Annotated in this window: 14 protein-coding genes; 12 read left to right on the forward strand and 2 right to left on the reverse strand. The window is 63.8% G+C overall.

All coding sequences use genetic code 11. The annotated features are described in order from the left end of the window. Nucleotides 1-3 precede the first annotated feature (3 nt). Nucleotides 4-1,194: a heme biosynthesis protein HemY gene (locus MFF62_RS03295; RefSeq protein ID WP_238259874.1), complete on the forward strand. Its 1,191-nt coding sequence runs from the start codon at nucleotides 4-6 to the stop codon at nucleotides 1,192-1,194. 206 nt (nucleotides 1,195-1,400) lie between these two features. Here MFF62_RS03295 and MFF62_RS03300 read toward each other — a convergent pair whose 3' ends face one another. Then, a complete protein-coding gene (locus tag MFF62_RS03300; protein WP_238259876.1) occupies nucleotides 1,401-2,948 on the reverse strand; it encodes a cryptochrome/photolyase family protein in 1,548 nt (515 codons plus the stop codon). A 54-nt stretch (nucleotides 2,949-3,002) separates the two neighbouring features. Here MFF62_RS03300 and MFF62_RS03305 point away from each other — a divergent pair, with 54 nt between their 5' ends. The 7 genes from MFF62_RS03305 to MFF62_RS03335 all read left to right on the forward strand — a co-directional run bounded on the left by MFF62_RS03305 (nucleotide 3,003) and on the right by MFF62_RS03335 (nucleotide 8,555). Then, a complete protein-coding gene (locus tag MFF62_RS03305) occupies nucleotides 3,003-3,722 on the forward strand; it encodes a pseudouridine synthase (RefSeq protein ID WP_238259878.1) in 720 nt (239 codons plus the stop codon). An 84-nt stretch (nucleotides 3,723-3,806) separates the two neighbouring features. Further along, a complete protein-coding gene (locus MFF62_RS03310) occupies nucleotides 3,807-4,379 on the forward strand; it encodes a YqgE/AlgH family protein (RefSeq protein ID WP_066731890.1) in 573 nt (190 codons plus the stop codon). After that, entirely contained in the window at nucleotides 4,372-4,809 is a 438-nt protein-coding gene (ruvX, locus tag MFF62_RS03315; protein ID WP_238259887.1) for a Holliday junction resolvase RuvX, read from the forward strand. Before MFF62_RS03310 ends, ruvX begins: the two co-directional genes overlap by 8 nt. Continuing rightward, on the forward strand, nucleotides 4,806-5,330 hold the full coding sequence (gene pyrR / locus MFF62_RS03320) for a bifunctional pyr operon transcriptional regulator/uracil phosphoribosyltransferase PyrR (protein WP_238259889.1): 525 nt from the start codon (nucleotides 4,806-4,808) through the stop codon (nucleotides 5,328-5,330). Before ruvX ends, pyrR begins: the two co-directional genes overlap by 4 nt. 86 nt (nucleotides 5,331-5,416) lie before the next feature. Continuing rightward, nucleotides 5,417-6,388 carry an aspartate carbamoyltransferase catalytic subunit gene (locus MFF62_RS03325; RefSeq protein WP_092601577.1) on the forward strand — a complete coding sequence of 324 codons (972 nt, stop codon included), beginning with the start codon at nucleotides 5,417-5,419 and terminating at the stop codon, nucleotides 6,386-6,388. Nucleotides 6,389-6,428: 40 nt separating this feature from the next. Then, on the forward strand, nucleotides 6,429-7,703 hold the full coding sequence (locus MFF62_RS03330; protein WP_238259891.1) for a dihydroorotase: 1,275 nt from the start codon (nucleotides 6,429-6,431) through the stop codon (nucleotides 7,701-7,703). A 36-nt stretch (nucleotides 7,704-7,739) separates the two neighbouring features. Beyond that, on the forward strand, nucleotides 7,740-8,555 hold the full coding sequence (locus MFF62_RS03335) for a lysophospholipid acyltransferase family protein (RefSeq protein WP_238259893.1): 816 nt from the start codon (nucleotides 7,740-7,742) through the stop codon (nucleotides 8,553-8,555). A gap of 37 nt (nucleotides 8,556-8,592) precedes the next feature. Here the strand turns inward: MFF62_RS03335 and MFF62_RS03340 are convergent, their stop codons facing one another. Continuing rightward, a complete protein-coding gene (locus MFF62_RS03340) occupies nucleotides 8,593-9,450 on the reverse strand; it encodes a symmetrical bis(5'-nucleosyl)-tetraphosphatase (RefSeq protein ID WP_238259895.1) in 858 nt (285 codons plus the stop codon). Between the two features lie 247 nt (nucleotides 9,451-9,697). Here MFF62_RS03340 and rfbB point away from each other — a divergent pair, with 247 nt between their 5' ends. From rfbB to rfbC, 4 genes are read left to right on the forward strand one after another with little or no spacing between them, the layout of a single operon-like run. Further along, nucleotides 9,698-10,759: a dTDP-glucose 4,6-dehydratase gene (gene rfbB, locus MFF62_RS03345; protein ID WP_238259897.1), complete on the forward strand. Its 1,062-nt coding sequence runs from the start codon at nucleotides 9,698-9,700 to the stop codon at nucleotides 10,757-10,759. Next, a complete protein-coding gene (rfbD, locus tag MFF62_RS03350; protein WP_238259899.1) occupies nucleotides 10,749-11,663 on the forward strand; it encodes a dTDP-4-dehydrorhamnose reductase in 915 nt (304 codons plus the stop codon). The genes rfbB and rfbD overlap by 11 nt, the downstream gene beginning before the upstream one ends. A gap of 10 nt (nucleotides 11,664-11,673) precedes the next feature. Further along, entirely contained in the window at nucleotides 11,674-12,552 is an 879-nt protein-coding gene (rfbA, locus tag MFF62_RS03355) for a glucose-1-phosphate thymidylyltransferase RfbA (RefSeq protein WP_238260136.1), read from the forward strand. Beyond that, on the forward strand, nucleotides 12,549-13,121 hold the full coding sequence (gene rfbC / locus MFF62_RS03360) for a dTDP-4-dehydrorhamnose 3,5-epimerase (protein WP_238259901.1): 573 nt from the start codon (nucleotides 12,549-12,551) through the stop codon (nucleotides 13,119-13,121). The genes rfbA and rfbC overlap by 4 nt, the downstream gene beginning before the upstream one ends. Nucleotides 13,122-13,134: the final 13 nt, after the last annotated feature.

The following is a 13,134-nucleotide window of genomic DNA, read 5'->3' on the forward strand; positions in this document are numbered from 1 at the left end:
CGCATGCGACTGCTTTTCTGGGTGGCCGTACTGTTTGGCGGCGCCGTCGGGCTGGCGCTGTTCACACAGTTCAATCACAGCAATGTGGTGCTGTTCTATCCGCCGTACCGCGTGGAGATGTCGCTGAACCTGGCGATTGCGCTGCTGTTGCTGGCCTTCTTCGTGGTCTGGACGGTCATGTCCACGGTGCGCCATCTGTCGGAGATGCCGCGCCGCGCGGCGGCGTACCGCGAGCGCAGCCGCATGAGCAAGGCGCAGGCCGCGATGCGCGAGTCGATCGAAAACCTGTTTGCCGGCCGCTTTGCCCGCGCCGAACGCGCGGCCAAGGAAGCCCAGGCATGGCCCGAACAGGCGCAGACGGCAGCCTTGGTGGGCGCCCGCGCCGCGCACCGGATGCAGGAGTCGGAGCGCCGTGACGCGTGGATGTCGCAAGTGACCGACCCCGAGCGCGAGCAGGCGCGGCTGGTGTCGATGGCCGAACTGCTGGTGGATGCACGCGACCCCGAAGGCGCGCTGGAAACCATCGCCCAGCTGCAGGAAAAGGGCGGTCGCCAGATCCACGTGCAGCGCATCGCGCTGCGCGCGCACCAGCACCTGAAGAACTGGACCGAAGTGCTGCGTCTGGCGCGCTCGCTGGAAAAGCGCAATGCGCTGCATCCGGTGCTGGCGCTGCGGCTCAAGCAGATGGCCGTGGAAGCCATGCTCGACGAGCGCCGGCATGACGCGGAGTCGCTCTATCACTTCTGGCGATCCCTTTCGGCCGACGAACGGCACGCCGTGCGCATCGCCGAGCAGGCCGCGCGCTATTTCTCGGCGCTGAACCGCCAGAACGAGGCCCGCCGCATCGTCGAGGAAGCGCTCAAGCACAACTGGGACAGCCGGCTGGTGCAGCGCTACGCCGATTGCGCCGAGCCGGGCAAGGCGCTGCCGCAGATCCAGCAGGCCGAGAAATGGCTGGTCGAGCATCCGAACGATGCCGATCTGTACTACACGCTGGGCGTGCTGTGCCTGGGCGAGCAGCTCTGGGGCAAGGCCCAGTCGAACTTCGAGCGCGCGCTGAAATACGCGCACCGAGACGACCAGCGCCGCATCTGCGTGCGCGCGCATCTGGCGCTGGCGCGGCTGTTCGAGGAAACCGACCGCCCCGAAGAAGCGCAGAAGCACTACAGGGAAAGCGCGATGCTGGCGGCTTGAGCGCCAGCGATATGGCTAGCGATAGCGGTAGCGACTGAATCCCGATGTCTTGCTCCCCTCTCCCTCCGGGAGAGTGGCCGGGGGTGAGGGCCTGCGGTTCAAATTCGACAAGCCGCAACTAGCACCGCAGCGCCCTCACCCCCACCCCCTCTCCCACGTCGTGGGAGAGGGGAGCAAGACAGCAGCAAGCCAGGTTCCCAGCCGGCTCAATCTCCAGCTATCTTCTTCCCCTTCACCGCCCCATATCGCTCCAGCGTCTCCATCCTGGCGATGCTGTGCTGCACGATGGGCTGCGGATAGTTCTCTCCCAGCTTCACGCCCGCCGCCGCCAGTACATCGTCCGGCGCCGTCCATGGCGCATGGATGTACTTGTCCGGCAGGTTCGCCAGCACCGGCAGGTACTTGCGGATGAATCGCCCCCGCGGATCGAATTTTTCCGACTGCGTGACCGGGTTGAAGATGCGGAAGTAGGGCTGGGCATCGCAGCCGGTCGACGCCGCCCACTGCCAGCCGCCGTTGTTTGCCGAGAAGTCGAAATCGTTGAGCTGGTCGGCAAAGTACTGCTCGCCGCGCCGCCAATCCACGCCAAGGTCTTTCACCAGGAAGCTGGCCGTGACCATGCGTAGCCGGTTGTGCATGTAGCCGCTCTGGTTGATCTGCAGCATCGCGGCGTCCACGAGCGGATAGCCGGTGCGAGCCTGGCACCATGCGTCGAAATATTCGTCACCGGACTTCGTGTCGACCCAGTGGATCGCGTCGTACTCGGGGTGGAACGACTTGCCATCGGCCACGCGCGGATGGTGGTGCAGGATCATAAAATAGAAGTCGCGCCATATCAGCTCGGACAGCCAGACGGCGGCGCCGGCGCTGGCGGGGCCGCCGCGCTGCACGGTGTCGTGCGCGGCTCTGGTCAACTGACGGATCGAGATCGTGCCGAAGCGCAGGTGCACCGACAGGTAACTCGGGCCACGCACCGCCGGAAAGTCGCGGCGCTGGCCGTAGTCGCCCATGCGCGCCTTGAAATCCTCGAACAGCGCCTGCGCGCCTTCCGTGCCGGTTGGCATGGCGATATCGGTCAGGTTGCTCGGCGCAAAGCCCAGCGATTCCAGCGTGGGCAGCGGCTTGTGATGGGCGGCCGGCACTGGCGCCAGGGCGCGGATATACGGTTGGACCGGGTAGGTGCGCAGGTCGAATGGCCGCACGGCCTTGAGCCAGGCGTTCTTGTAGGGCGTGAACACGCTGAACGGCTGGCCCTGGCCTGTCAGGATCTCGCTGGCCTCGAAGACGACCTGGTCCTTGAAGGTGAGCAGTTCGCGGGAGTCGGCGGCCAGCGCCCGGCGCACCACCGCGTCGCGGTCGTTGGCGGCGGGCTCGTAGTCGTGGTTGGTGAACACCGCCTCGGCGTCGAGTTGCGCCGCCAGCTTCGGAATGGCATCGCGCGCCGTGTCGTCGAGCACGATCAGGCCGCCTCCGGCGTCGGTCAGCGCCTGCCGCAGCGATTCCACGGATTTCAGGATGAATTCGACCCGGCGGTCGGCTTTCAGGCCGCGTTCGACCAGCGGATCCAGGATTTCGCGGTCGAAGACGAAGACGCACCACACCTGCCGGCAGTGCTTGAGGGCATAATGCAGCGCCGCGTGGTCGTCCACGCGCAGGTCGCGCCGGAACCAGACCAGGCCGCGCGCGAATTCCCGGTCAATCCGGTAGGGCAGGCGTCCATCCGGTTCGGGAGCAGGGGAAGGTGATCTTGGCATCGCCGTAACCTAACATAGCCAACAGTCCTTCCGTACGCAGTCATCACATTACCCATGGCCACAGTCACACTCGACCGCATCCTGCAATCCCAAGGTTTTGGCACCCGCCGCTATTGTGGCGACCTGGTGGAGGCAGGGCTCGTCGAGGTCAATGGCACGCTCTGCGAGGACCCGGGCGCACGCTTCGAGGTGGATGGCCTGCAACTGAAAGTCGACGGCGAGGAATGGCTGGCCTGCACCAAGGCCTACCTGATGCTGAACAAGCCGACCGGCTACGAATGCTCGCAGCGACCGCGCCACCATCCCAGTGTCTACAACCTGCTGCCGGTGCCGCTGCGCCAGCGCGAGGTACAGGCCGTGGGCCGGCTGGATCACGACACCACCGGCCTGCTGTTGCTGACCGACGACGGCCAGTTCATCCACGCCCAGACGTCGCCCAAGAAGCAGGTGCCCAAGGTCTACGAGGTAGCCACGTTTGATCCGGTGACCCCGGAGCAGGTACAGGCGCTGCTGGCTGGCGTGAAACTGGACGACGAACCGGAGGCGATCGCCGCGCATGCCTGCGAAGCCACCGGCGAGCGCAGCCTGCGGCTGTCGTTGCTGCAGGGCAAGTACCATCAGGTCAAGCGCATGGTGGCCGCCGCCGGCAACCATGTAACCACGCTGCATCGCAGTGCCATCGGCGGGCTGCAGCTTGACCCCGCGCTGGCACCGGGCGAGTGGCGCTGGCTGACCGCCGAGGACATGGTGGCACTGAAGTCGCCGGGCGGCTGAGGCCGTTGCCGCCGCGCCGCGCGCTGCACTTGTGCGCAGAAGTTTTCCGCGGCAGCCGGGGTGCGATTTGGTAGAATGCAAGCCATGGCGACGCCCGAAGCTTCCATCAATCTCACCAATCAGTTCCTGATTGCCATGCCAGGCATGGCCGATCCGACGTTTTCGGGCTCCGTTGTCTACCTGTGCGAGCATAACGAGCGTGGTGCGCTTGGCTTGGTGATCAATCGGCCGATCGACATCGACATGGCCACGCTGTTCGACAAGATCGATCTCAAGCTCGAAATCCAGCCTGTTGCCCACCAGCCGGTCTACTTCGGCGGCCCGGTGCAGACCGAGCGCGGCTTTGTGCTGCATGACCCGGTTGGCATCTACGTGTCGTCGCTGGCCGTACCCGGCGGACTGGAAATGACCACTTCCAAGGACGTGCTCGAAGCCGTGGCCAATGGCAGTGGCCCGCACCGGTTCCTGCTGACGCTCGGTTACGCGGGCTGGGGCGCCGGGCAGCTCGAGGACGAACTGAGCCGCAATGGCTGGCTGACCGTCCAGGCCGATCCCGAAATCATTTTCAGCGTGCCGCCCGAAGAGCGCTTCGCGGCAGCCGTGCGCCTGCTTGGCATCGATGTGACGATGCTGTCGGGCGAGGCCGGGCATGCCTGAGCAGGCGGGGCGCGAGACGCCCCGCGACGGCACGGTGCTCGCGTTCGACTACGGCGAGAAAAAAATTGGCGTGGCGCTCGGGAATTTCATCACCCGGCAAGCTAGCGCCCTGACCATTATTCCGAACGTGACGGTCGAGGGCCGCTTCGAGGCCGTTGGCGCGCTGATCCAGGAATGGTCGCCCGTGCGGCTGGTGGTTGGCATGCCGGTGAACCCCGATGCCGGACCCGATGACGCCGAACAGGCTTCGATGCGGCTTGCGCGCCGCTTTGGCAATCAGTTGAACGGACGCTTCGACCTGCCCGTGGAATGGGTGGACGAGCGCTACTCGTCGCGCGTCGCCTCGATGGCCGGGGCCAGGCGCGGGGCGCTGGACGCCGAGGCCGCGCGGATCATCCTGCAACAATACTTCGACGAATTCCCGCTATGACCCAGACCTCCAACTTCGACGCCGAGGCGCTGTACCACGCGCTGCGCGACCAGGCCCAGGCCCTGATGCCGTCGGGTGACCGCGCCCGCTGGTCCGTGGCTGGCATCTACTCCGGCGGCGCCTGGATTGCCGAGCGGCTGGCGGCGGACCTGAAGCTGGGCGAGCACGGCGTGATCAACGTGGCGTTCCACCGCGACGACTACGCCAAGAAGGGCCTGCACAGCCAGGCGCAGCCCACCACATTGCCGTTCGATGTGCAGGACCGCAACATCCTGCTGATCGACGACGTGCTGGCCACGGGCCGCACGATCCGCGCTGCCGTGAACGAGCTGTTCGACTACGGGCGCCCGGCCCGCGTGGCGCTGGCCGTGCTGGCCGACCGCGGCGGCCGGGAACTGCCGTTCGCCGCCGAATATGCCGCGGCCACCATCGAACTACCGCAAGACAAGACCCTGGTGCTGTCCCGGCAAGGTGAAGGCGCCGCCATGCGCTTCGCCTTTGCCACCGAAGCACGCACCTGAGTGTCAACCCGAGACGCCGTCCGAGCGTCAAGCATCGAAGCCTTACCCGTACCAAATTCGCCAGACCGACCCGCGCCCACCTGCCCATGACCAAGATGTTCCGCAACCCGCAGCTCACCAGGAACGGCGAGCTCAAGCACCTGCTGTCGATCGAGGGGCTGTCGCGTGACATGATCACGCACATCCTCGATACCGCCAGCCAGTTCGTGTCGCTGTCCGACTCCGATCGCGACGTCAAGAAGGTGCCGCTGCTGCGCGGCAAGAGCGTGTTCAACCTGTTCTTCGAGAACTCCACCCGCACGCGCACGACGTTCGAGATCGCCGCCAAGCGCCTGTCGGCGGACGTGCTGAACCTGAACATCAACGCGAGCTCGACCAGCAAGGGCGAATCGCTGCTGGACACCATCAACAACCTGTCGGCGATGTCGGCCGACATGTTCGTGGTGCGCCACGCCAGCTCCGGCGCGCCCTACCTGATCGCCGAACACGTGGCGCCCCACGTGCACGTGATCAACGCCGGCGACGGCCGCCACGCGCATCCGACGCAGGGCCTGCTGGACATGTACACGATCCGGCATTTCAAGAAGGATTTCACGAACCTGACCGTGGCCATCGTCGGCGACATCCTGCACTCGCGGGTGGCGCGCTCGGACATCCACGCGCTGACCACGCTGGGCGTGCCGGAAGTGCGGGCCATTGGCCCGCGCACGCTGCTGCCGTCCGGTCTGGAGCAGATGGGCGTGCGCGTCTTCCACAACATGGAAGAAGGCCTGAAGGGCGTGGACGTGGTGATCATGCTGCGCCTGCAGAACGAACGGATGAGCGGCGCGCTGCTGCCTTCGGCCCAGGAGTACTTCAAGGCCTACGGCCTGACGCCCGAGCGCCTGGCGCTGGCCAAGCCCGACGCCATCGTGATGCACCCCGGCCCGATGAACCGCGGCGTGGAAATTGACTCCGCCGTGGCCGATGGCCCGCAATCGGTGATCCTGAACCAGGTGACCTTCGGCATTGCCGTGCGCATGGCCGTGATGGGCATCGTGGCTGGCAACAATGACTGAGCCGCATCTGGATACCACGAACAGCACACAGCGACAGAACATGAAGATTCACATCCAGGGTGGCCGCCTGATCGATCCGGCCGCGAACGTCGACGCCGAACAGGACCTGTACATCGCCGCCGGCAAGATCGTGGGCGTGGGCCAGGCCCCGACCGACTTCAATGCCAACCGGACCATCGACGCACGCGGCATGATCGTGTGCCCGGGCCTGGTCGACCTCTCGGCGCGTCTACGCGAGCCAGGCTACGAATACAAGGCCACGCTTGAGTCCGAAGTGGCGGCTGCCACGGCCGGCGGCGTGACCAGCCTGGTCTGCCCGCCCGACACCGACCCCGTGCTCGACGAGCCCGGCCTGGTCGAGATGCTCAAGTTCCGCGCACGCAAGCTGAACCAGACCCACGTCTACCCGCTGGGCGCGCTGACCGTGGGCCTCAAGGGCGATGCGCTGACCGAAATGGGCCAGTTGACCGAAGCCGGTTGCGTGGGCTTCAGCCAGGCCGAGGTGCCGATCAAGGACACCAAGGTGTTGCAACGCGCGATGCAGTACGCGCAGACGTTCGGCTTCACGCTGTGGCTGCGCCCGGAAGATCCGTTCCTGGGCGGCGGCGTGGCGGCCAGCGGCGCCGTGGCGTCGCGCCTGGGCCTGTCGGGCGTGTCGGTGATCGCCGAGACGGTGCGCCTGCATACGATCTTCGAGCTGGTACGCACGACGGGCGCGCGCGTCCACCTGTGCCGCCTGTCGTCGGCCGCCGGGCTGGAACTGGTGCGCCAGGCCCGCAAGGAAGGCCTGCCGGTGACGTGCGACGTCAACATCCACCATGTGTCGCTGACCGACATGGACATCGGCTTCTTCAATAGCCAGATGCGCTTCACGCCGCCGCTGCGCAGCGCGCGCGACCGCGACGCCATCGTGGCCGCGCTGGCCGACGGCACCATCGACGCGTTGTGCTCCGACCACACCCCCGTGGACGACGACGAGAAGCTGCTGCCGTTTGCCGAAGCCACCCCCGGCGCCACCGGCCTGGAACTGCTGCTGCCGCTGACGCTGCGCTGGGCCAGCGAGCACAAGGTGCCGCTGGTGAAGGCGCTGGCCCGCATCACCAGCGAGCCGGCCCGCGTGATCGGCCTGCACGCCGGTTCGCTCACGACGGGCAATGCCGCCGACGTCTGCGTGTTCGACCCGAAGCACGTCTGGAAGGTGGAGCGCGCCGCGCTGAAGAGCCAGGGCAAGAATTCGCCGTGGCTCGGCTACGAAATGGAAGGGCGCGTGCGCACGACACTGGTCGACGGCCAGGTCGTGTACGAGCAACGCTGACCAGCCGATGACCGGCAAGGCAACCGGGGTCTGACGATGATCTGGTTACGCAAGCTGCGGCTGGGGTGGCATTTGCTGCGGGGGATGTTCGTCTGCGCCACGGTTTTCCCGTGGGCAAGCGCTCACCTGCGCGAGCGCCTGATCCGCAACTGGTCTCGCAAGCTGCTGGCGATCTGCGGCATCGAGGTGGAAGTCCAGGGGCTGGCGCCGGGCCAGTCCGTGCCGCATGGCGCGATGCTGGTGTCGAACCACATCTCCTGGCTCGACATCTACGCAATCCATTGCTGGCAGCCGGTGCGCTTTGTCGCCAAGTCGGAAATCCGTAGCTGGCCGATCATCGGCTGGCTGTGCGACAAGACCGGCACGATCTTCATCGAACGCGGCCGCAAGCGCGACGCCCATCGGGTATTGCATCACATTACCGAAGTCATGCAGCAGGGTGACCTGGTGTGCGTGTTCCCGGAAGGGACAACCACGGACGGCAGCAAGGTGCTGCCATTCCACGCCAACCTGATGCAGGCGGCAGTAGCCGGCGGCCTGCCAGTGCAGCCGCTGGGGCTGAGCTACGTGGACGCCGCGACGGGCAAGCCAACGCTGGCGCCGGCCTACATCGACGACATTACGCTGGTGGAATGCCTGGACGCCATCCTGCGATCGCCCCCCATCAAGGTGCGGTTGACGCTGGGGCCCCAGCTGCTGGCGCATTCGGCCAGTCGAAGGGAGTTGGCGGAGGCGGCGCGGGATGTGGTGATGCATCTATGCACCGGCACCCCGGAAGCAGCCATGGATGTGGCGCAAAGGTTGCATGAAATGCCCGCGGCGCTACCTCAGGCCGTCACTGCCACGTCTTGACCCGCTAGTCGTCCCCGCTCGCGCGGGGATGGCGTTTTCAGGCAAGCGGGTCAGAATACTGCGGGCAATCGACCTGGATGACCGCCCGCGCATCCGGATCGCGCGCCAACCTGGCAGCGGTCAGCTTGCCTCCCCAGACACAGCCGGTATCGAGCGCCATCAAATCAGGGCGCAAGACCAGGCCAAGCGTCGACCAGTGCCCGCACACCACGGTGGTGTTGCCGGCGGTGCGTCGTCCCGGAACATCGAACCACGGCATGACGCCGGCCGGCGCCTTGCCGAGCCCTTCCTTGGTCTTGAGATCCATCACGCCGTCCGCGGAGCAAAAACGCAGCCGGGTCAGCGCGTTGACCACCACCCGGTGACGCTCGATTCCGCGGAGGCTGTCGTCCCAGCGGTCAGCCGCGTTGCCGAAGACGTCCGCCAGAAATCCTTGCCAATTGGCACCTTGTAGTTCGGCTTCGACTTCTCGGGCCAGATCAACGACCTGGCTCGCCGTCCACTGCGGCAGAACACCAGCGTGGACAATGAGGAAGTCATTTTCGTGGATCGCCAGAGGCTGATGGCGTAACCAGGTGAGTAAGTCATCACAATCGGGCGCCGAAAGGATGTCATCCAGGGTGTCGGATTTCCCTTTCTTGCGAACCCCGGCGGCTACGGCAAGCAGGTGGATGTCGTGGTTGCCAAGGACGGTTTGCGCACTGGGGGCCAACGATTTCACCGTGCGCAGGGTGTCTAGCGACGCCGGGCCACGGTTGACGAGGTCGCCGACGAAGCGGAGCGGCACGTCGGGAGGAAGTTGGGCGAGCAGATCGTGAAGGGAAGGGGCACAGCCCTGGAGGTCGCCGATGGCGAACCCGGATTTATGTGGTCTATGATTCTCAATATTTATCATTGACTTGGATAATTACCGCGTGAACCAAGTGCGTCAACGTAGACGTGCACTCAGCCAAAATGTAGCGCGTCAAGCGTTACAACACGCTACAAAAAGTTCGACCTAGGGCTCAGGTTGGGGGCGTGGCTCAGATAGAATACCGCCACTCCAAAAGGACTTAAGGATTCTGCCATCCTCCCACAGGAACAGGCGGACGGCCGACTATTGTCGGCAAATCGAAACATATCGAAGGCAGGGAGCAAGGATTTTGTCGCATATTTTGGTCACGGGCGGAGCGGGTTTTATCGGCGCCAATTTTGTTCTCGACTGGCTGGCACAGCCGGGCGCGGACAGCATTGTGAACGTCGACAAGCTGACGTACGCGGGGAACCTCAAGACGCTGGCGTCGCTCGATGGCGATGCGAGGCATGTGTTCGCGCAAACCGACATTTGTGACCGCGCCGCCCTTGATCAACTGCTGAATACCTACCAGCCGCGCGCCGTTGTGCACTTTGCGGCTGAAAGCCATGTAGATCGTTCCATCCACGGTCCGGCAGACTTCATCCAGACGAACATCGTAGGAACCTTTACGCTGCTGGAGGCCGTCCGTGCCTACTGGGGCAAGGAGAGCGCCGCAAAGTCGGACTTCCGCTTTCTTCACGTCTCCACCGACGAGGTATTCGGATCGCTGGGTTCGCAGGATCCGCAATTTTCGGAATCGACGGCCTATGCGCCGAATAGCCCGTACTCGGCTTCGAAGGCCGCCTCTGATCACCTGGTTCGCGCCTATCACCATACGTACGGCCTGCCGGTCGTGACGACGAACTGTTCGAACAACTACGGGCCGTACCATTTCCCCGAGAAACTGATCCCGCTGATGATCACCAACGCGCTGGCAGGCAAGGCGCTGCCCGTGTATGGCGATGGCCATAATGTGCGCGACTGGTTGTATGTGGGAGACCACTGTAGCGCGATCCGCGAGGTATTGGCGCGCGGCCGTCTTGGCGAGACCTATAACGTCGGCGGCTGGAACGAGAAGACCAATCTCGAGGTTGTGCATACCTTGTGCGATCTGCTCGACGAGCTCAAGCCCAAGGCGACAGGCTCCTATCGCGACCAGATCGCGTTCGTGAAGGATCGGCCGGGCCACGATCGTCGATATGCCATCGATGCCCGCAAGCTGGAGCGCGAACTGGGCTGGCGGCCCGCTGAAACGTTCGAGACTGGCCTGCGCAAGACCGTCTGCTGGTATCTGGACAACCAGGCGTGGGTACAGGATGTGGTCTCCGGTGAATACCGGAACTGGGTGGCGAAGCAATATGCAGCGTAAGGCGTCCACTCCCACGATTCTTGTAACAGGAAGCAACGGTCAGGTCGGGTTCGAACTTCGACGCAGTCTTGTACCTCTGGGCAACGTTGTCGCGCTCGATCGGGCAGCGTGTGATCTGTCGCGCCCTGCCGTGGTGCGCGATATGTTGCGTGCCTTGCAGCCAACGGTAATTGTCAACGCGGCAGCCTACACGGCAGTAGACCAGGCGGAGACCGATTCTGGTCGCGCATTCGCGATCAATGCCGAGGCACCGCGCGTGCTGGCGGAGGAAGCTCGCGCGCTGGGTGCGCTGCTTGTGCATTACTCCACCGACTACGTGTTCGCCGGCAGTGGCATCACGCCGTATGTGGAATCTGATGCCACGGATCCACTATCGGTGTATGGAAAGAGCAAACTGGCGGGTGAAGAAGCCATTGCTGAAACCGGCGCCCAGTCGATCATCCTGCGAACTTCGTGGGTAGCGGGCGCGCACGGCGGGAACTTCTGCAAGACCATGTTGAAGCTGGGTCGAGAGCGTGAGACGCTGCGGGTGATCGCGGATCAGTTCGGCGCACCAACCACCGCGGCGCTGATTGCCGACGTGACAGCCCACATCGTGGACCGGGCATGGCTCCATGGAGATCGTGAGGCGCTTCCGTCTGGAATCTATCATCTCGCCGCGGCAGGTGAAACGTCGTGGCATGGCTATGCGACGGAAGTGCTTCGCTATGCGGCCAGCAAAGGCGTTGCTCTAAAAGTCGCGGCGGACGAGATCGTGGCTATTCCTGCGACAGCCTATCCGTTGCCGGCACCTCGACCATCTAATTCGAGACTGAGCACGGACAAACTGCGCGAGACATTCGAAGTTTATCTTCCGGACTGGCGGCAGGGTGTGCACTACCTGCTTGACCAGATTCTTTCCTGATATCGAAATCATGCGCAAAGGCATTATCTTGGCCGGGGGCTCCGGTACCAGGCTCTATCCAATTACGAAGTCGGTGTCGAAGCAGCTCATGCCTGTGTACGACAAGCCGATGATCTACTATCCGCTATCCACACTGATGCTGGCGGGGATTCGTGACATCCTGATCATCTCCACGCCCGAGGACACCGGACGCTTCTCCGACATGCTTGGCGATGGTGCGCACTGGGGGCTCAATCTCCAGTACGCGGTGCAGCCGTCACCGGATGGACTTGCGCAGGCATTCATCATTGGCCGCGACTTTATTGGCAATGACCCGTCCACGCTGATCCTTGGTGACAACATTTTTCATGGGCATGACCTGGTGGCCCAGTTGAGTCGTACCGCGGCAAGGCGGGAAGGCGCCACCGTGTTTGCGTATCACGTGCACGATCCCGAACGCTATGGGGTGGTTGAATTCGATGAGCACTTCCGTGCGGTTTCGCTGGAAGAAAAGCCGATCAAGCCTCGCTCGAATTATGCCGTTACCGGATTGTATTTTTATGACAATCAGGTTTGCGACATTGCTGCCGAGGTTCGTCCGTCCGCGCGTGGCGAGCTCGAGATTACCGACGTCAACAAGCGCTACCTTGAACTGGGCAAGCTCGATGTCGAGATCATGGGTCGGGGCTATGCATGGCTCGACACCGGTACTCACGAATCGCTGCTGGAAGCTGCAACCTTCATTGCTACGCTGCAAAAGCGTCAGGGGCTCATGGTTGCATGTCCCGAAGAGATTGCTTACAGGAATCGATGGATCAGTGCGGAGCAGGTCGCCGTGCTGGCGAATCCGCTGTTGAAGAATTGGTATGGAAAATATCTCATGCAGGTGATCTCGGAGTCCGTGAAATGAATCTGACTGTCACTCCGACATCGCTGCCCGAGGTATTGGTGGTCGAGCCCAAGGTTTTTGGCGACGACCGTGGTTTCTTCTTCGAAAGCTTCAATGCGCGCGTCTTCGAACAGGCCACCGGTGTGACTCGGAGTTTTGTCCAGGACAATCATTCCCGGTCCAGCCACAATGTCCTACGCGGTTTGCACTATCAGGTACAGCACCCGCAGGGCAAGCTGATCCGTGCGCTGACGGGCGAGATTTTCGATGTCGCGGTCGACCTGCGACGCGGGTCTCCGCGTTTCGGCAAATGGGTCGGCATCCTGCTATCTGCCGCCAACAAGCGGCAACTCTGGGTGCCAGAAGGGTTTGCGCATGGCTTCGTGGTGGTGTCCGAGGAGGCCGAGGTTTTCTATAAGACCACCGACTACTGGTACCCCGAATATGAGCGTTCGCTGGCGTGGAATGACCCCGCCATTGGCATCGACTGGCCTCTGTCCGGTTCACCTGTACTCGCTGCCAAGGATGCGGCCGCTCCGGTGTTGGCCGGTGCGGACCTTCCAACCATGACAGGTGATCAGGCAGCATGATTTGCTATGTTTG

This window comes from Cupriavidus pauculus (assembly GCF_022179805.1).
Lineage (GTDB): Bacteria > Pseudomonadota > Gammaproteobacteria > Burkholderiales > Burkholderiaceae > Cupriavidus > Cupriavidus pauculus_E.

What these genes read in the sequence shown, in the direction of transcription:
- MFF62_RS03295 (WP_238259874.1), top strand. Translation starts at nt 4, where the DNA reads ATGCGACTGCTTTTCTGGGTGGCCGTACTGTTTGGCGGCGCCGTCGGG.
- MFF62_RS03300 (WP_238259876.1), bottom strand. Translation starts at nt 2,948, where the DNA reads ATGCCAAGATCACCTTCCCCTGCTCCCGAACCGGATGGACGCCTGCCC.
- MFF62_RS03305 (WP_238259878.1), top strand. Translation starts at nt 3,003, where the DNA reads ATGGCCACAGTCACACTCGACCGCATCCTGCAATCCCAAGGTTTTGGC.
- MFF62_RS03310 (WP_066731890.1), top strand. Translation starts at nt 3,807, where the DNA reads ATGGCGACGCCCGAAGCTTCCATCAATCTCACCAATCAGTTCCTGATT.
- ruvX (WP_238259887.1), top strand. Translation starts at nt 4,372, where the DNA reads ATGCCTGAGCAGGCGGGGCGCGAGACGCCCCGCGACGGCACGGTGCTC.
- pyrR (WP_238259889.1), top strand. Translation starts at nt 4,806, where the DNA reads ATGACCCAGACCTCCAACTTCGACGCCGAGGCGCTGTACCACGCGCTG.
- MFF62_RS03325 (WP_092601577.1), top strand. Translation starts at nt 5,417, where the DNA reads ATGACCAAGATGTTCCGCAACCCGCAGCTCACCAGGAACGGCGAGCTC.
- MFF62_RS03330 (WP_238259891.1), top strand. Translation starts at nt 6,429, where the DNA reads ATGAAGATTCACATCCAGGGTGGCCGCCTGATCGATCCGGCCGCGAAC.
- MFF62_RS03335 (WP_238259893.1), top strand. Translation starts at nt 7,740, where the DNA reads ATGATCTGGTTACGCAAGCTGCGGCTGGGGTGGCATTTGCTGCGGGGG.
- MFF62_RS03340 (WP_238259895.1), bottom strand. Translation starts at nt 9,450, where the DNA reads ATGATAAATATTGAGAATCATAGACCACATAAATCCGGGTTCGCCATC.
- rfbD (WP_238259899.1), top strand. Translation starts at nt 10,749, where the DNA reads ATGCAGCGTAAGGCGTCCACTCCCACGATTCTTGTAACAGGAAGCAAC.
- rfbA (WP_238260136.1), top strand. Translation starts at nt 11,674, where the DNA reads ATGCGCAAAGGCATTATCTTGGCCGGGGGCTCCGGTACCAGGCTCTAT.
- rfbC (WP_238259901.1), top strand. Translation starts at nt 12,549, where the DNA reads ATGAATCTGACTGTCACTCCGACATCGCTGCCCGAGGTATTGGTGGTC.